Origin of the sequence: Oceanitalea stevensii (assembly GCF_014837105.1) — a bacterium.
Lineage (GTDB): Bacteria > Actinomycetota > Actinomycetes > Actinomycetales > Actinomycetaceae > Oceanitalea > Oceanitalea stevensii.
The window spans coordinates 700,817-717,578 of sequence record NZ_JACSPO010000001.1; the positions used below are offsets into that span (position 1 = coordinate 700,817).

General features: G+C 74.4%; 16 protein-coding genes. 8 read left to right on the forward strand and 8 right to left on the reverse strand.

Annotation, left to right across the window (positions count from 1 at the left end; genetic code table 11):
- Genes H9624_RS03250 through H9624_RS03270 form a run of 4 tightly spaced genes read left to right on the forward strand, consistent with a single transcriptional unit; the run spans window position 1 to window position 3,996 of the window.
- Window positions 1-945, forward strand: a complete 945-nt coding sequence (locus H9624_RS03250; RefSeq protein ID WP_251838455.1) for a carbohydrate ABC transporter permease — start codon at window positions 1-3, stop codon at window positions 943-945.
- Window positions 945-1,856, forward strand: a complete 912-nt coding sequence (locus H9624_RS03255; RefSeq protein WP_251838456.1) for a carbohydrate ABC transporter permease — start codon at window positions 945-947, stop codon at window positions 1,854-1,856. The genes H9624_RS03250 and H9624_RS03255 overlap by 1 nt, the downstream gene beginning before the upstream one ends.
- Entirely contained in the window at window positions 1,856-2,920 is a 1,065-nt protein-coding gene (locus H9624_RS16380) for an ABC transporter ATP-binding protein (protein WP_286010664.1), read from the forward strand. Before H9624_RS03255 ends, H9624_RS16380 begins: the two co-directional genes overlap by 1 nt.
- Window positions 2,920-3,996 (forward strand): ABC transporter ATP-binding protein, encoded by a 1,077-nt coding sequence (locus tag H9624_RS03270; protein ID WP_251838457.1) that lies wholly within the window; start codon window positions 2,920-2,922, stop codon window positions 3,994-3,996. The genes H9624_RS16380 and H9624_RS03270 overlap by 1 nt, the downstream gene beginning before the upstream one ends.
- A 13-nt stretch (window positions 3,997-4,009) precedes the next feature.
- Here H9624_RS03270 and H9624_RS03275 read toward each other — a convergent pair whose 3' ends face one another.
- The 4 genes from H9624_RS03275 to H9624_RS03290 form a co-directional block, all read right to left on the reverse strand.
- A complete protein-coding gene (locus tag H9624_RS03275) occupies window positions 4,010-4,663 on the reverse strand; it encodes a response regulator (protein ID WP_251838458.1) in 654 nt (217 codons plus the stop codon).
- Window positions 4,660-5,910 carry a sensor histidine kinase gene (locus tag H9624_RS03280; protein WP_251838459.1) on the reverse strand — a complete coding sequence of 417 codons (1,251 nt, stop codon included), beginning with the start codon at window positions 5,908-5,910 and terminating at the stop codon, window positions 4,660-4,662. Before H9624_RS03280 ends, H9624_RS03275 begins: the two co-directional genes overlap by 4 nt.
- Window positions 5,911-5,937: 27 nt before the next feature.
- Window positions 5,938-7,935, reverse strand: a complete 1,998-nt coding sequence (locus H9624_RS03285) for a serine hydrolase domain-containing protein (RefSeq protein ID WP_251838460.1) — start codon at window positions 7,933-7,935, stop codon at window positions 5,938-5,940.
- 184 nt (window positions 7,936-8,119) lie between these two features.
- Window positions 8,120-8,560, reverse strand: coding sequence for a hypothetical protein (locus tag H9624_RS03290; RefSeq protein ID WP_251838461.1), 441 nt, complete (start codon window positions 8,558-8,560; stop codon window positions 8,120-8,122).
- 186 nt (window positions 8,561-8,746) lie between these two features.
- Here H9624_RS03290 and H9624_RS03295 point away from each other — a divergent pair, with 186 nt between their 5' ends.
- Window positions 8,747-11,998 (forward strand): fibronectin type III domain-containing protein, encoded by a 3,252-nt coding sequence (locus H9624_RS03295; protein WP_251838462.1) that lies wholly within the window; start codon window positions 8,747-8,749, stop codon window positions 11,996-11,998.
- Between the two features lie 7 nt (window positions 11,999-12,005).
- Here H9624_RS03295 and H9624_RS03300 read toward each other — a convergent pair whose 3' ends face one another.
- Together H9624_RS03300 and H9624_RS03305 are read right to left on the reverse strand one after the other, a co-directional pair.
- Window positions 12,006-12,194: a hypothetical protein gene (locus H9624_RS03300; RefSeq protein ID WP_251838463.1), complete on the reverse strand. Its 189-nt coding sequence runs from the start codon at window positions 12,192-12,194 to the stop codon at window positions 12,006-12,008.
- On the reverse strand, window positions 12,191-12,655 hold the full coding sequence (locus H9624_RS03305; RefSeq protein WP_251838464.1) for a PH domain-containing protein: 465 nt from the start codon (window positions 12,653-12,655) through the stop codon (window positions 12,191-12,193). The genes H9624_RS03300 and H9624_RS03305 overlap by 4 nt, the downstream gene beginning before the upstream one ends.
- Window positions 12,656-12,742: 87 nt before the next feature.
- On the opposite strand from H9624_RS03305, the gene H9624_RS03310 reads away from it, so the two are divergent.
- The 3 genes from H9624_RS03310 (at window position 12,743) to H9624_RS03320 (ending at window position 14,548) form a co-directional block, all read left to right on the forward strand.
- On the forward strand, window positions 12,743-13,756 hold the full coding sequence (locus tag H9624_RS03310) for a serine hydrolase domain-containing protein (protein ID WP_251838465.1): 1,014 nt from the start codon (window positions 12,743-12,745) through the stop codon (window positions 13,754-13,756).
- Window positions 13,757-13,820: 64 nt separating this feature from the next.
- Window positions 13,821-14,195 (forward strand): HNH endonuclease, encoded by a 375-nt coding sequence (locus H9624_RS03315; protein ID WP_251838466.1) that lies wholly within the window; start codon window positions 13,821-13,823, stop codon window positions 14,193-14,195.
- 77 nt (window positions 14,196-14,272) lie between these two features.
- Window positions 14,273-14,548, forward strand: a complete 276-nt coding sequence (locus H9624_RS03320; protein WP_251838467.1) for a hypothetical protein — start codon at window positions 14,273-14,275, stop codon at window positions 14,546-14,548.
- A gap of 36 nt (window positions 14,549-14,584) precedes the next feature.
- Here H9624_RS03320 and H9624_RS03325 read toward each other — a convergent pair whose 3' ends face one another.
- Together H9624_RS03325 and H9624_RS03330 are read right to left on the reverse strand one after the other, a co-directional pair.
- Window positions 14,585-15,856, reverse strand: a complete 1,272-nt coding sequence (locus tag H9624_RS03325; protein ID WP_251838468.1) for a lanthionine synthetase LanC family protein — start codon at window positions 15,854-15,856, stop codon at window positions 14,585-14,587.
- Window positions 15,853-16,761, reverse strand: a complete 909-nt coding sequence (locus H9624_RS03330; protein ID WP_251838469.1) for a T3SS effector HopA1 family protein — start codon at window positions 16,759-16,761, stop codon at window positions 15,853-15,855. The genes H9624_RS03325 and H9624_RS03330 overlap by 4 nt, the downstream gene beginning before the upstream one ends.
- Window position 16,762: the final 1 nt, after the last annotated feature.

Below are 16,762 nucleotides of genomic sequence, written 5' to 3' on the forward strand. Positions count from 1 at the left end.
ATGAGCACGACGACGTCGGCCGACGCCCCGGTGCAGGAGGCAGCGTCCCTGCCTCCTGCACCGGGGCGGGCCCCCCGCCTGCGTGACCGCGGACTCGCGCTGGCCTTCATCTCCCCGGCGATGCTGCTGCTGCTCGGGATGTCCGTCTTCCCGCTCCTGTGGGCGCTGTACCTGTCCTTCACGGACTACTCGGCAACGAGCAGCGTGCCCGGCGACTTCGTCGGGTTCGAGAACTACGCCGACGTCCTCACGTCGTCGGAGGTCCACACGCGAGCGGTGACGACGGCGCTCTTCGTGGCCGGTGCGGTGATCCTGCAGACCGTGCTGGGCTTCTCCATCGCCTACCTCATCTCGCGCCGGACACGGGGGCGCGGGCTGCTCACCACGCTGTTCCTCATCCCGATGATGCTCTCGCCCGTCGTCGTCGGCCTGTTCTGGCGCTTCATGCTCGACGCGCAGTTCGGGGTGGTCAACAGCATGCTCGTCTCTCTCGGGTTCGAGCCGGTGGAGTGGCTGACCCAGCAGCGGACGGCGCTGTTCTCCCTCATCCTCGTCGACACCTGGCAGTGGACGCCGTTCATCATGCTCATCGCACTGGCCGGGCTCACGGCGGTGCCGAAGTACCTCTACGAGGCCGCATCCATCGACCGCGCCTCGGAGTGGTTCCGGTTCCGCAACATCACCCTGCCGATGGTGTGGCCGCTGCTCCTCATCGCGGTGATGTTCCGTGCGATCGAGGCCTTCCGCCAGTTCGACCTCGTCTACGTCCTCACGAGCGGCGGACCAGGAGTCTCCACCGAGACGTTGTCCTTCCACGTCTACAAGGTCGCGTTCCTCGGGTTCCGCACCGGGACCGCCTCGGCCTACGGGATCCTCATGGTCATCGTCGTCATCGTGCTGGCGCAGTTCTACCTGCGCTACCTCAACAAGCTCAAGGAGGGCTGATGGCCATCTCCGTCGACGACGCCGTCCCCGGCCCAGTCACCCGCAGCTCCGCCCGCGCCCGCCGCGGGAGCACCGGCAGGGTCCGGTCCGGGATCGAGATCGTGCTCCTGGCCGTGCTCATCGGCTCCCTGCTCTTCCCGGTGGTGTGGATGCTCCAGACCTCCATCAAGACCGGCCAGGACATCTACGCCGTGCCGGCGAAGTTCTTCGGCTTCGACGTCACCCTGCAGCACTACAAGGACGTCTTCGTCGCACCGGGCGGAGGCCGCTCGGACCTGTCCGGGTCCTTCCTCAACTCGGTCATCGTGGCCGGGAGCTCGACCGCGCTGGCGACCCTGCTCGGGGTCCCCGCGGCCTGGGCCTACTCGCGCTTCACGCTCAAGGCGAAGAAGGACCAGCTCTTCTTCATCCTGTCCACCCGCTTCATGCCGCCCGTCGTCGTCGTCATCCCGATCTTCCTCATGTACCGCGAGCTCGGGCTCATCGACACGAAGCTCGGTCTCGTCCTCGTCTACACGGCGTTCAACCTGCCGTTCACGATCTGGATGATGAAGGGCTTCGTGGACGAGGTGCCCTCGGAGTACGAGGACGCCGCGATGCTCGACGGCTACACCCGGCTGCAGGCCTTCCGGAAGTTCACCCTGCCCCTGCTCATCCCGGGCATCGCCGCGACGGCGGTGTTCGCGCTCATCTTCTCCTGGAACGAGTTCGTCTATGCCATCTTCCTCACGTCCAGCCAGGAGGTGCGGACGGCCCCACCGGCCATCGCCGGCCTCATCGGAGGCACGACGGTGAACTGGGGTCTTGTCGCCGCGTCGGCGGTCGTCTTCGCGCTGCCGGTCCTCATCTTCGCCTACCTGGTGCGCAAGCACCTCGTCGCCGGTGTGACCCTCGGGGCGGTGAGGCGCTGATGGCGGGCATCGAGGTCACCTCCCTCCACAAGCGGTACCCGGACGGGACCGTGGCGGTCGAGCACGTCGACCTGTCCATCGGCGACGGCGAGCTGTTCGTCATGCTCGGCCCGTCGGGCTGCGGCAAGACGACGACGCTGCGGGCCATGGCCGGGCTGGAGCGCCAGACGTCCGGCGACATCCACATCGGGGACACGCTGGTCAACGACCTGCCGCCCGCCGAGCGGGACATCGCCATGGTGTTCCAGTTCTACGCCCTCTACCCGCACCTCAAGACCCGGGACAACCTCGCCTTCCCGCTGCGCGCCGAGGGCATGCCCAAGGCGGAGATCCGCGAGCGGGTCGAGGAGGCCGCCCGGATGATGCGGCTCGGCCCGCTCCTGGACCGCAAGCCGCACCGGCTCTCCGGCGGTGAGCAGCAGCGGGTCGCCCTGGCCCGCGCCCTCGTGCGGCGCCCGCGCGCCTTCCTCATGGACGAGCCGCTCACCAACCTCGACGCCGAGCTGCGGGCCGAGACCCGGACCGAGATCAAGCACCTGCAGGCGCAGCTCGGTACGACGATGGTGTACGTCACGCACGACCAGGTCGAGGCGATGTCGCTCGGGCACCGCATCGCCATCCTCAACAAGGGCCGGGTGGAGCAGGTCGGGACGCCGCTGGAGGTCTACGACCGTCCGGCCAGCCTGTTCTGTGCCGCCTTCATCGGCTCCCCGCCGATGAACCTCTTCGAGGTCGAGGTGGCGGACGGTCAGCTGCGGACCCACGGTGGTCTCGCGCTCGCCCCACCGCCCGGGCTGCGGCGGGACCGCCCGCTCGTGGCCGGTGTGCGGCCCGAGGCGCTGGAGGTCACGCCGGCCGGGACGGACGGGACGGTCCCGGGACGCGTGGTGTCCGTCGAGGTCCTGGGCGACGAGATCATCTACGTCGTCGCCAGCGGGGGACGGGACGTGCGCGTCCGGATGCCCCCGACCACCCGCTTCGCAGCCGAGGCCCCGGTGGGCCTGCGGCACACCGGCGGGACCCCGCCGGTCTACGACTCGAGCACGGAAGAGCTGGTGGCCTGATGGGAACGGTTGCTGCCTACGGGCTGCGCAAGGCCTTCGGAGAGGTGCAGGCGCTCGACGACGTGACGCTGGAGGTGCCGGACGGCTCCTTCTTCGTCGTGCTCGGCCCCTCCGGTGCGGGCAAGACGACGACGCTGCGGGCGATCGCGGGGCTCGAGAAGCTCGACGCCGGCTCGGTGCACCTCGACGGCAGGGACGCGACCGGGGACACCCCGGCCGCGCGCGACCTGGCGATGGTGTTCCAGAGCTACGCCCTCTACCCGCGCAAGACGGTCTTCGAGAACATCGCCTCGCCCCTGCGAGCCCGCAGCGCCTCGGCGGACGAGATCGCCGCCGCGGTCAAGGAGGTCTCCGGACTCCTGCACATCGAGCGGCTCCTCAAGCGGAAGCCCGGCCAGCTCTCGGGCGGAGAGATGCAGCGCGTCGCCCTGGCCCGGGCGCTGGTCCGCAACCCGCGCGCGTTCCTCATGGACGAGCCCCTGACGAACCTCGACCTCAAGCTCCGGGTCGAGATGCGCACCGAGCTCACCCGGATCCACCGCAGCCTCGGCGGGACATTCGTCTACGTCACCAACGACCAGGTCGAGGCGCTGTCCATGGCCGACCAGGTCGCCGTCCTCCGCGAGGGCACGGTGCAGCAGGTCGGGACCCCGACGGAGGTGTACGACCGCCCGGCGAACCAGTGGGTCGCCGCCTTCGTCGGGAGCCCGCGCATCAGCCTGCTCGCCTGCCACGCGCAGGGGGACCGGCTCGTCGGTGCGGAGGGCTGGACCCTGCCACGGCCGCGGTGGACGACGGCGGAGGACGGCCGTCCGCTGCTGCTCGGCGTGCGCGCCGAGGACCTGTCGGTCGAGTCCCGCGGCGACGCGGCCCTCCCCGGCGAGCTCTACGGCCTCGAACCGCTCGGCGACCGCACCGTGGTCGACGTCAAGGTCGGCAAGGAGATGCTCAAGGTCAAGGCACGCCCGACCGTCACCGGCACGCCCGGCCAGCGCATGTCCGTCACCGTCGACCTGGACCGTGCGCACCTCTTCGACGCGGACACCGGCCTCACGCTGTCGGAGGTGGGCCGGTAGGGGGCCGCCGGCGCTAGGCCCCCGCCACGCCGGTCCGGTAGGCCCACACGGCCGTCTGCAGCCGGTCGCGCGTGCCGAGCTTCGTCATCGCCCGGCCGAGGTGGGACTTCACGGTGGACGGCTCGACGTAGAGAGCCGCCGCGATCTCGACGTTGGACATGCCCTCCGCCAGCAGGCGGACGATGTCCCGCTCGCGTGGCGTGAGAGCGCCGGCGGCCTCGTCGGGGTCGGGGGCCGGCCGGCGGCGGGCGAACTCGGCGATGACGCGGCGGGTCACCACCTGGTCGATCATTCCCTCGCCCCGCGCGAGACGGCGGATCGCGTCCGCGACGACGTCGGGGTCGGAGTCCTTGAGGACGAAACCGCTCGCGCCGGCCTCCAGGGCACCGAAGACGTACTCGTCGAGGTCGAACGTCGTCATGACGAGGACGGAGGGCAGGTCACCGTCGCGCTCGGCGACGATCTGCCGCGTCGCGGCCAGACCGTCGCCGCCCGGCATCCGCACGTCCATGCAGACGACGTCGGGACGGGCGCGGCGCACCATCGCCACCGCCTCGGGGCCGCTCGACGCCTCACCGACGATCTCGATGTCGCCGGCGTCCTCGAGCAGCACCCGGAACCCCGCCCGCACCACGAGCTGGTCGTCCACCAGCGCGACCCTGATCATCGTCCTCCCTCGCTCTCCGTGGCGGGGACGTGCAGCCGCACGCACCACCCGCCGTCGTCCGTCGGACCCGCCTCGAGGCTGCCGCCGACCAGCGCCGCACGCTCGCGCATGACGGCCAGGCCGGTGCCGCCGCGGACGCCGGCCGCCGGCGTGTGCCCGGGTGCAGCGGGACCGTTGTCGACCTCGAGCACCACGCCTGCCGGCTCGTGCACCACCCGCACCTTCACGGGCGCCCCCGGCGCGTGCTGCCGCGCGTTCGTCAGCGACTGCTGCGCCACCCGGTAGACCGAGACGTCGGCGAGCGGGGGCAACGGGGACGGCGTGCCCACCTCCTCGACCCGGACGTCATCACCCAGCTCCCGCGCGGCCCTCACGAGATCCCCCAGGGCGCTGACACCGGGGACCGCGCTGAGCGGGTCGCCTTCGTCGCCGCGCAGCAGCCCGACCATCTGGCGAAGGCTGTCGAGGGTCTCGCGGCCCTGGTCGCGTAACCACGCCGCTCCTTCCCGCGCCGCCTGCGGGTCCCGATCCACGAGCCGCTCGACCGCGGCCGCCTGGACCACCATCCCGGACAGGTGGTGAGCGGCGACGTCGTGCAGCTCCCGGGCGAGCCGGGCACGCTCGTCCGCGATCGCGCTCTCCACCCGGGCGTCGCGCTCCCGCTCCATCCGGGCGGCCCTCTCCTGGAGGAGCCACAGCTGCTCACGGCGTGCCGCGAGGTAGAGGCCCGCCAGGACGGACGCGCCCCACACCAGCAGCGCGGAGGTCACGTGCTGGACGACGGCGTCCGCGCCCGCACCGCGGAGCACGGCGACGACGGCGCCGCCCATGCCCTCGACCAGAGCCGCCCCGCCCGCCACGCTGAGCGCGCGGCGGGCCGGCAGCCGGGTGCCGATGGTGGCGGCGACGACGAACGCCGCGACGGCCCGTAGCGACAGCTCCGGGGACAGGGCGACGAGCGCGAGCTGGGTCGCGACCACGGCCACGAGGGACGCGGCGAGGGCCACCCGCCGGAACGACAGGGCCAGGCACTGGACGACGACGAGGACGAGCAGCCACGGCACCACCGTCGCCGGCGGCACGTCCTGCGCCGGCACGACCGCCAGCGTCGCGACGACCCCCAGCAGCATGAGCGCGGCCAGGACGACGGCAGAGGCCGTGTCCCGTGCCAGCGGCCCGTGCAGCCCGAACCGCGACAGCCGGGTGTCCCACCACGTCCCGGTGCTCGTGACCGGGGTGGTGTCCATGGTGGCCAAGCCTCCCACGCCCACCGGTCAGTACGTGATGTCGGGGGAGAGCAGCAGGAGCTGGTTCACCGCCATCGACGTCGCAGCGAAGGCGAGGAGGAGGACGCTCGCCGCCCCGACGCGGAACCACCCGGTGCGCGCCCGCAGCTCGGCCACGACACGCCACCCCGCTGCCAGCACACCGAGCACGCCGACGGCGGTGAGCACCTGGACGGCCCGGATGAGCACGACCGGCACCGGTTGCAGGCTCATGACACCGAGCACCACGGCCACCCACCCGGCCAGCGCCACGACCGCGACGACGGCCGCGATGCGGGTGAGCCGGCGCGGCAGGCGGACGGGAGCAGGTGCGCCCGCGGGCTCGCGCGGCCCCGGGACGTCGGTGCCGACGGCGGAGCGACGCGCCAGGATCCTTCGCACCACGGCACCCACCGGCCACGCGAGGGCCGTGAGCAGGAGCACCACGGCGCCGCCCGTGAGCGCCGGGACGGCGGCGGACCGCGCGGCGGTCACCGGCACCATCGACATCGCCGAGTCGTGCCCGATCAGCTCGACGCGCCCGGCGTCGTCGGTACGCACGGTGAGCACGCGGTCCCCGCCCACCTGCTGGTAGACCCACGGCTCGATCTCCGTGTACTCGGCCGCCGAGAGCTGGCCCGGTCCGGGGGTGAAGCGCACCCGGGCACCGTCGACCACCTCGGCGCGGGTCGGCTGCAGCGGGCCCATGGCCGTGAGGAAGGTCGAGGAGAAGCCTCGCGTGCTCTCGTAGGAGCCGGCCAGCGCCTCGGCGTGCTCCTGGCGGACCTCGGCCGCCACGGTGCTGTCCTGGGCCGCCCCGGGGTAGTACCGGTCGGCGAAGTCCTCGAGCAGCTCGTCGCGCAGCAGGTACGCAGCGCCGTCGGCTCCCGTGCTGTTGAAGGAGAGGTACAGCCCGGTGCCGTCGTCGGGCCACAGCCGGAGGTGGGAGTGGAAGGCGGTCGTGTCACCGCCGTGGCCCACCACCCGGTGGCCGTGGCGCGACTCGTCGAACCAGCCCAGCCCCATCCGCGGGCCCTCCGCGAGGATGCCGAGGGTGTCGGCGTCCAGCGCCGGTTCCATCATGAGGTCGCGCGTGGCGGGGGAGAGGATCTCCTGGCCCTGCTGCTGGCCGAGGTGCGCGAGCATGAACCGCGCCATGTCGGTGGCCGTCGCGCTCAGCGCCCCCGCCGGCGGCTGGCCGACGACCTCGAAGGGCAGCGGGTCCTCGCTGGACGTCGGGTACCCGAGGGCGACGTCCCCGGCGAGGTGGTCCGGCAGCGGCTGCGCGAAGGACGACGACGTCATGCCCGCCGGCTCCAGCACGTTCGCGGCGACGTACTCCTCGAAGGGCATGCCGCTGACAGCCTCGACGACGTACCCGGCGAGGGCGTTGCCGTAGTTCGAGTACGCCGGGGTCGTGCCCGGCTCGACGACCTGCTCCGGGGGGTCGGTGACGAGGGACGCGCGCAGGTCCGGTGTCGTGCCCGTGCCGATGAGGCCGGCGATCCGCTCCTCGAAGCCCGGCGTGTGGGTGAGCAGGTGCCGCAGCGTGACGGGGTGCTCCAGGCCGAGGTCCAGGTCGGTGTACTGCTCGACGTCGGTGTCGAGGTCCACCTCGCCGGCCTCGACCAGCTGCATGACCGCCGTCGCCGTGAACAGCTTGGAGATCGAGCCGGTCCGGAACAGGGTGCGGTCCGGGTCGACCGGCGTCCCGGCGTCGACGTCGGCCTGCCCGAAACCGCGGGCGGTGAGGATCTCGCCGTCGTGCACGACGGCGACGGTCGCGCCCGCGATCCGGCTCTCCTCGAGGGCCGCGGGGAGCGTCTCGTCGAGCCAGGAGTCGACGTCGGAGCGCTCGAGCGGGGCGGCGGACGCCGCTGGCTGCTCGGGGGGCGGGGGCGCGGCCTCGGGGGCGCTCCCGCACGCGGCAAGGGTGGCGACGACGCACGCGAGCGCGAACGCGACCCTCCGGCCGATCCCGCGACGGGTGTGTGGTGCCGTGCTCATGGTGGCCTCCTGGCGTCGCGAACGTCCCGGGGGCTCCGGAAGGACGGGCCCGCGACCTGCGTCCATGCTGCTCGGCAGGGGTGCGCGTCCGCTTCCAGCGCGGTGGGGCACTGCGCCTCCCACCTTTGGGGGAGGAGACCGGCTGCCGGTGGCGCCAGGACGCCCCACGAGCCTCCGCGGCGGGTCAGGTGGTGCGCAGGACGAGCATGAACTGACCGCCGCCCGGCTCGACCTGCGTCGTGACGGGCAGGTCGGGGGCGAAGCGGGACAGCCGGTCGACCAGCCAGGCGGCGGCCGCGTCGGCGTCCTCGCGGGTGGGGCAGCGCGCCACGACCTCGCGGCCCTTCTTGCGCCCGAGGCGCTCCACCGTCGCCGCGATCGGTGCGGGGTCGACGACGAACAGGTCGGGCGACCACGGCACGACCGGCGTCACGGCTCCCTTGCGCGTGTTGCACGCACGGTGGGCCAGACGCTCGGTGCCGGCCGCGTTCTTCTTCCCCTTGGCGAGGCCGAGGTCGACGCTGGGGCCGAGGTCGGAGTTCACCGAGGCGTCCGGGTCGACGGGCTCGTCGCACAGCCAGCAGCGCCACGAGTCGCGCTCGCCCACCGCGTTGAGGTTGCTCATGGACGAACCGTAGCGCCGCCTCCCAGCGCGCAGCTGACGCGGCCACGGCGTGCCCGCGGAGCGGTACGCGAACCCGCTCGGGGTGATGACCGGGGTGAGCGACGTGCTGAGCCCCCAAGCACCCTGGACGCGGCTCCCCGCCCGGCAGACGCTGGGACCGGACGACACGATCGTGGGGAGACGCTCATGTCACTGTTCACCGCTGTGGGCCCTCGTCGGGAGCGCCGCCGCTGGACCGCCGCGGCCCTGACGCTGCTTCTCACGGTCTGCGGGCTCCTCGGAGCCTCGGCCGCCGAGCCGGCGGACCCGCCCGAGGTCCTCCTCAGCGCCTCCTCCGACCGCAGCGGCCCGCGGCCCCTGGACGGTGCCGCCCTCGGGTCGGGCGGGGCCTACGTGTTCGTCGCCGAGCGCGCCGACATCGAGAAGGTCTCGTTCTGGCTGGACGACCCCACGCGGAAGAAGAAGGCGCGCAAGGTCGAGGGCAACGCTCCCTGGGACTTCGCCGGCTCGGCCAAGGACGACGCGGCGCTGCCGTGGGACCCCGGCTCGGTGAGCGCCGGGACGCACACGGTCACCGCGCTCGTCGAGCTCTCCGACGGGACGACGGCGCTGGTCCACTCCACCTTCACCACGGGTACCGTCACGCCTGCGCTGGCGGCGGCCCCGGCCGTGCTCCAGCTCGTCAGCGACGTGGACGGACCACCCCTCACCCGGACCGTCGAGGTCACCTCCGCGCCGGGCAGCGCCGACGTCACGGCGAGCTCGGACGCTCCGTGGCTCACGGCCGGCCCGGCGCGGGGGACGACGCCGCGCACCCTCGAGCTCGCCGTCGACCCGGACGGGCTCGCCCCCGGGACGCACTCCGCGACCGTCACCCTCACGGCCGACGGGTTCACGCCCGCCTCCGTGCGCGTGGACCTCTCCGTCCTCGCGGCCCCGGGGGAGTACGACCTGTGGTCCAGCCCGCACGCCGACCGCTCCGCCGCCGTGCCCCTCGCCGGCGCCACCGTCAGCGGCCCCGTGCGCATCTTCACCGGCCCCGACGACGGCGTGACGGCCGTGGCCTTCTACGTCGACGACCCCGCCCGGGCGCGCTCCCCGTACCGGTCCGAGCGCACGGCTCCCTTCGACCTCGCCGGCGGCACGACCGGGCAGGCGGACGCCTTCGACACCACGAGGCTCACCGACGGCAGCCACACGGTGACCGCCGTCCTCACGCTGGCGGCGGGCGGGACCGTCGTCGTCGACTCCGCCTTCCACGTGACCAACGCCCCCGGACCGGCTCTCGCCCTCGACCCGGCCACGCTCTCGGTGGCGGCGACCGCAGGGTCGGCCCCCGTCACCCGCACGGTGGCCGTCTCCTCGGGCTCCACCCCGGTCCCCGTGGCGGTGTCCTCCGACGCGCCGTGGGCGGGCGTGACGACGGCTGCCGGCACGACGCCCACCACGGCGACGGTGACCCTGGACCCGGCCGGCCTGGCGCCGGGCGCCCACACCGCCGTCGTCACCGCGTCGTCCCCGGGCCTGCCGGGCGTGAGCCTGCCCGTGACGCTCACCGTGACCGAGGACGTGCCCCCGCCGCCCCCACCGCCGCCACCGACGCACACGCTCGCGCTGTCCGCCGCCCCGGACCGGTCGGACCCGGCCCCCCTCGACGGCGCCGAGGTGCGCGGGGACGTCCACGTCTTCGTCACCCCGGAGGCCGGCCTGTCGAAGGTCGAGTTCTTCGTCGACGACCCGCAGCTCAAGCGCAAGCCCTACAAGAGCGAGGGCAACGCGCCGTGGGACCTGGCCGGCTCGGCCACCGACGGGGCCGCACTGCCCTACGACACCTGGCAGCTCGCCGACGGCGCCCACACCGTCACTGCCCGCCTCACGTCGACGAGCGGGACGAGATCCACCGTCACGGCCGCGTTCACCGTCCTCAACGGCACCCCGGTCCTCGCCGCCCACCCGCGCCGGCTCACCCTCGGGCTCGCCCCCGGAGAGACGGCACACTCCGACCTCGCCGTGCGGATGAGTGACAGCTCCGCCGTCCCGCTCACGGTGTCGACGGACGTGCCGTGGCTGTCGGCCACCCCGGCGACGGCGACGACGCCGGGCGACATCGCCGTCGTCGCCGACACCGCCGGGCTCGCCGTCGGCACGCACACGGGAGCGGTGACGGTCACCGCGCCGGGCCAGGACGCCGTCGTCGTCCCTGTCGAGCTGCGGCTCGAGTGGCCGCCGCCCGACCAGGTGCACCTGGCGTGGACGGCCGACCCCGCCACGACGCTCACCGTCACGTGGCGGACGACGTCGCCGGGGACGCCGTGGGTCGAGCACGCCCCGGCCGGTTCGGGCGGTCCGTGGACGCGGGCCGAGGCGAGCCCGCGTGCCTCGGGCACCAGCGGCCAGCTGTGGACCGCGACGCTCACCGGTCTGGCACCCGGAGAGTCCTACGACTACCGCGTGGTCCAGCCCGAGACCACCTCGCAGACGTGGACGGCGCGCACGGTCGCCCCGGACGCGCAGACGCGCGCCGTCTACTTCGCCGACACCGGGATCGACGGCCGCACGGACGGGCTCACCGTCGCGACGGGCCGGTCGATCGAGCTCCTCACCGAGCTGCACCCCGACGTCCTCCTCGCGGGTGGCGACTACGCCTACTTCAACACCGACGCCCGGTTCGCGACCCTCGACGACGCCATCGACGCCTGGTTCCAGCAGCTGGAGCCCGCCGCCGCCCAGTCACCGCTCATGCCGACGTACGGCAACCACGAGGTGCTCCTCGGTGAGGGCTTCGAGCCCTGGGCGGCGCGCTTCCCGACCCCCGAGGGGTGGAGCGACCGGCGCTCCTACTCCTTCGACGTCGGCCCCTTCCACTTCATCTCCCTCCACGCCGTCCACAACACCGGCAAGCTGCCGACCGCCGAGATCGAGTGGCTCGAGGCGGACATCGCGGCGGCGACGCAGGCAGGGCGGCCGTGGATCGTCCCGTTCACGCACGTGAGCGCCTTCGCCGCCGGGTCGGTGCACCCCTCCAACCTCGCGCTGCGCGACCAGCTGGGCCGGGTCCTCGAGCGTCACGGCATCCGTCTCGTGCTCCAGTCCCACGACCAGGCGTACCAGCGCACGTGGCCGCTCACCGGGGTGGGGAGCGGGGCCGGCGTCACCGCGACGACGACGGACCCGACCTGCGCGGCGCCCGGCGACGGCGTCGTGTGGATGACCGTCAGCCCCGCGGGGAAGCTGAGCAACCGCAGCGGCGACTTCTCGCCCTACGCCGAGACGCCTGCGCCGTCCTGGAGCGCGGTGCGCGACAACACCCGCCACCACCTCGCCGAGCTCACCGCGAGCGCCGCGGGGGACCTGGAGGTCGAGGTGCTCGGTTACCACGCGGAGGGGGACGTGGAGGTCGTCGACACCGTGACGATCGCGCGGGAGGCGTGCGGGTAGGTCCCCGTCACCCGGCGACGGCGTAGAGGACGATCCCGAGCACGCCGACGGCGACGGCCCAGAGGCCGGTGGCACGCAGCCGCCGGGCGCGGGGCGTGCTGTGGTCCTCGCGGTGGCGGGCGTGGAAGGTGACGGCGCACCCGAGCGCGACGGCGAAGGCCACCCGCGCGACGACGAGGCCGACGATCCCGATCACGGGGGCGCCATGGCCTCGTGCCACCGTTGCAGCAGGCGCAGGTGGCCCCCGGACTGCGGCAGCTCGACGTGCGTGTCGCCGTGCCGCAGCAGGTAGACGAACCGGTCACCGAACATCACGGGCCGGCCGGCCCGCACCTCGCTGACGTCCTGCCAGCGGTAGGTCCGCCGTCGTCGTCCCTCGGTGACGTGGACGCCGTCGGCGTCGACCCTCGCCCTCCTGCGGAGCTCGCTGAGCGCGACCACGAGGAACGCGACGACGGCGGCCAGCCGCACCCACCAGGAGACACGGTCACGGGTCGTCTCGAGGACGCCGCCCGTGACGTCGGTGACGGCGACGAAGAGGTTGATCAAGGCGAGCAGCACGAAGGTCACGGCCACCCACGGCCGGCCGACGCGCCACGACATCTCCGGCGGCAGTCGGACGCTCTCCTCTCGCGGTTGCTCGGCATCGGGAGACATCGCTCCAGCATGCCGGGCGGCGGCGGGCCGAGCCACCGCGGGAAATACCTCGCGTCCCGCCGACTGCCTCCCGTAGCGTCGCGGCTCGTGGACATCGACACTCGCGCCCTCGACGCCGCCATCGCGGACGCGCCCTTCTCCGGCGTCGTGACGGTCGACGTCGGTGACCGGCGCGTCCTCGAGCGCACCGCGGGCTACGCGCACCGCCCGCTGCAGGCGCCGATGACCGTGGACACGCGGATCGCGGTCGCCAGCGGCAGCAAGGCCCTCACCGCCGTCGCCGTCATGCGGCTGGTCGAGGACGGGGTGCTGCGGCTGGACCAGCCGGTGCGCGAGCTGCTCGGCGCGGACCTGCCCCTCGTCGACGACGCCGTGACCGTCGCGCACCTGCTCGGCCACACCTCGGGCATCGGGGACTACCTCGACGAGGACTCCGACTGGGAGCCGGAGGACTACGTCCTCACCGTCCCGCCCCACACGCTCACCACGGCGGCGGCCTTCCTGCCGATGCTCGAGGGGCACCCGCGGAAGTTCCCGGCCGGCGAGCGGTTCTCCTACTGCAACGGCGGGTACATGGTCCTCGCCCTCATCCTCGAGCGGGCGACGGGGCAGACCTACCACGACGTCGTGCGCCGCCTCGTCCTCGTGCCCGCGGGCCTGCGGGCCACCGACTTCCTGCCCCTCAACGCGCTGCCGGCCGGTGCCGCCGTCGGCTACGTGCACGACGACGGCGACCTCACCAACACCCTCCACCTCCCGGTCCTCGGCAACGGCGACGGCGGCGCGTTCACGACCGCCGCCGACCTCCACCGCTTCTGGTGCGCGCTCCTCGACGGGCGGCTCGTCTCCCGCGAGGGCGTCGACACCCTCACCCGTCCGCGCCACGACGTGCCCGAGGAGGGGATGCGCTACGGCATGGGCTTCTGGCTGCACGAGAGCGCCCACGCCCTCGTGCTCGAGGGCTACGACGCGGGCGCGTCCTTCCGCTCGACGCACGTCGTCGACTCACGCACGACGGTGAGCGTCCTCGGCAACACGTCCGAGGGCGCGTGGCCGGTGATCGGGGCTCTCGCGGAGGCTGTCGACGCGTCCCTCGCCTGACCCGCCGTCGTCGCCGGGTCGCGCTACGGGCGCGACGGCGTCCCGGCTGCGGCACGCTTGTCGCGTGCGGCAGCATGAGCGGCGGACCGAGCGGCTCGACGCGGCCGTCCTCGCGCAGGGCGGCCGGTGCTTCTGGTGCGGCCAGGCGTTCGGGCGGCTCGTGGCACCGACGGTGGACCACGTCGTCCCGCGGGCCAAGGGCGGTCCGTCGTGGGCGGAGAACGAGGTGGCCGCCTGTCGGCGGTGCAACGGCGAGCGGGGCCAGCGCTCCCCGGTGGAGTGGCTGGAGGAGTGCGTGCGCCGCGGGTGGCCGGCGGACGCGGCCGCGCTGGCAGCCGTCCTGGACCGGCTCGACGCCGCCATCGACGTGCACGGCGGGCAGCGGCGCGCGCGTCCGTACCTGCGGTCCCAGCGCCGGCGGCTGGCGCGGACGCGCTGAGCAGCCCTCGTCATGGCGAGGTCCTCGGGCCGTGCGCACCGCTTCACGCCGTGCGCGCGGAGTGGGACGATCGTGGGGTGAGTGGCGACGAGCACGCGCCCGATGCCGGCCCCGGCCCGGAGCGACCCCGCGAGGAGTCGTCGACCACGGGCCGTGTGGTGGTCGGTCTCGACGACGACGCGCCCGCCGCCGCGGTGGCGGCGGCACTCGGCGAGGCCGGCATGGCCGACGTCCGCGAGCTGTTCGACGGCGTGCTGGTCGGGACCGCCCCGGTGGACGACGCCTTCCTCGCCCGGGTCAGCCGGGTGCCCGGCGTGCGCTACGCCGAGCGCGAGGTGCTGCACGACATCTGACCGCGGCCCCGCGGGCGGCAGTCGCCGCCCGGCCGGTCACCAGCCGCCCGGCCCGGGCAGCAGGGGCGTGGGTGCCGGGGTGGCGCCGACCGCCCGGGCGAGGGCGAGCGCGATCCCGGCCGTGCCCGTCATGAGACCGGGCACCTCGCCGGCCCCGGGAAGCCCGCACGGCCACGCCCCCGAGACGTCGCGCTCGGCCACGAGCATCGTCGCGACCCGCCGCGCCGCGGCCGCGTGCTCGGCCGAGCCGAGCGCGCGTGCCGCCACGGTGTAGAGCTCGACCACCCCGCCGAGGCCGTGGCAGGAGGAGCAGTCTCCGGCGGCTCCTCCGTGCAGCGCGGTCCCGGCGCTGACCGCGAGGTCCCGCGCCGCCTGCAGTGCGGCCGTCGCCTCGGCGAGCAGGCGTGGGCCGGGCGTGAGCACCGCGAGGCGGAGCCGGCTGAGGCCGATCCCGATCCCGCCGTGGCACCACGCCGTCGTCCACCCGGTCGGCTCGCCCTGCGGCAGCCCGCCACGCAGGTCGGGCCACGCGCGGCGGTCCGGGTCGTACCACCCACGCTCGTAGGCGAGCGCCTGGGCGCAGGCGTCCTCGAGACCAGCCGGCGCCCCGGGCGAGGCCGCGAGCTCCCCGAGCGCGAGGGCGATGCCCGCTGCCCCGTGGCCGAGCCCCAGCAGGGGCGGCCCCTCCGGGTCCGTCGGGTCCCCCCACGCCGCCCCCCACACCTGCGGCCGAGCGGTGTCGACGAGGCGGGCCGCGGCCACCTGCGCCGAGGTGAGCAGCTCCTCGAGCGCGAGCTCGTCCGCCAGCGACGCGAGTCCGAGCGCTGCGCCGGCGTCGCCGCTGATGAGGTCGTTCGCCGACCCGTCGCCCTCCGACACGACGTGGGCGACGTCCCGTGCCAGGGCTGCCGCCGCGCGGCGCAGGTCGTCGTCGTCCAGCTTGCGAGCCGCGACCGCCGCCGCGTACGCGATGCCGCACGCGCCGTCCCAGTAGCCCGGCAGGCCGGCCGCCAGCAGGTCCGGCGCTCCGGCGAGGGCGTGCCTCGCCGCACCGCGCACCGTGGTGGCGAGGGTCCCGTCGCCGCCCGGGTCGGCCGCGGTGCCGATGAGCGACGCCAGCGCGAGCGCGACGCCGGCCGTCCCGTCGTAGAGGTTGGTGCCGATGTCACCGTGACCGAGGACCGGGGCGTCGCCGTCGACCCCGACGACGATCTCCGCGCGCCAGGTGAGGCCGTGGTCGGCGGCCTCGGCACGGTCCACGAGGTCCCGGCAGACGGCGGTGGCGGCCTCGATCGGCCCGGCGGTCACGTGCCCGCCTCCCACGGTCTGCCCGGGTCGACGCCCGCGTCGGTGAGCGCGGAGAGGAGCCGGCCGGTGCGTTCCTCCACCGTGGCCGCCGCCCACCCGGCGGCGGACCGCTCGACCCCTGCCGCGAGGGCCCGGCAGACGTGCTCCCCGAAGGACAGCGTGGTGCCGGGGTCGTCGGCCCAGCTGACGCCGGGCCGCACCGGACAGGTGAGGGGCGGGACCGGGGCGTCGAGCAGGCCCTCCAGGGCCGCGCCGCGCAGCGCGTCGAGGACGTCCGGCCGGTCGGCCCGCCGGTGGTAGACGACGACGGCGTCCACCCGCGCGTACCCGGACGGGTGGACCGGGCACTTGAGCTGGTGGCTGGTGCCCGCCAGGGCGTCGCCCACGGCCCGCACGACCCTGGCGACCGTCGCCGCCCGTGCGTCGAGGTAGACCCGGCCGAAGGGCGGCTCGGGCGGCACGTCGGTGAAGGTCCACCACAGCCCGCGCTCGGCGTCGACCATCTCGAGGGGCGCAAGGACGTCGACGAGCTCACCGGGAGCGGGTGGGACGCCGGGGCGGGCACGGGCGACGTACTCGCCGCTGCGCACCTGCCGCACCGCCTGTCCTCGCTGCGCCATGACGCTGCCGTCGGGTGCGGCGGCGAGCACGACACACGGCTCCCCGGACGGGCGGTCGGCCGTCCGTGCCGCTCGCAGCACGGCGACGAGGGAGCCCCCGTGCAGCGAAGGGTCGGCGACGCCTGCGGGCCGGGTGACGGCCGGGGGCTCGGTGTACCAGCGGGCGTAGAGCGCCTCGGCGAGGGTCGCCGCCCCGGGGACGGTCGCGGCCCACGCCGCGGGCTCACCGGTGACGAGGCGTGCGAGCCGCTCGACCTGGCGACGGACGTGCGCGGGTGTCAGCACG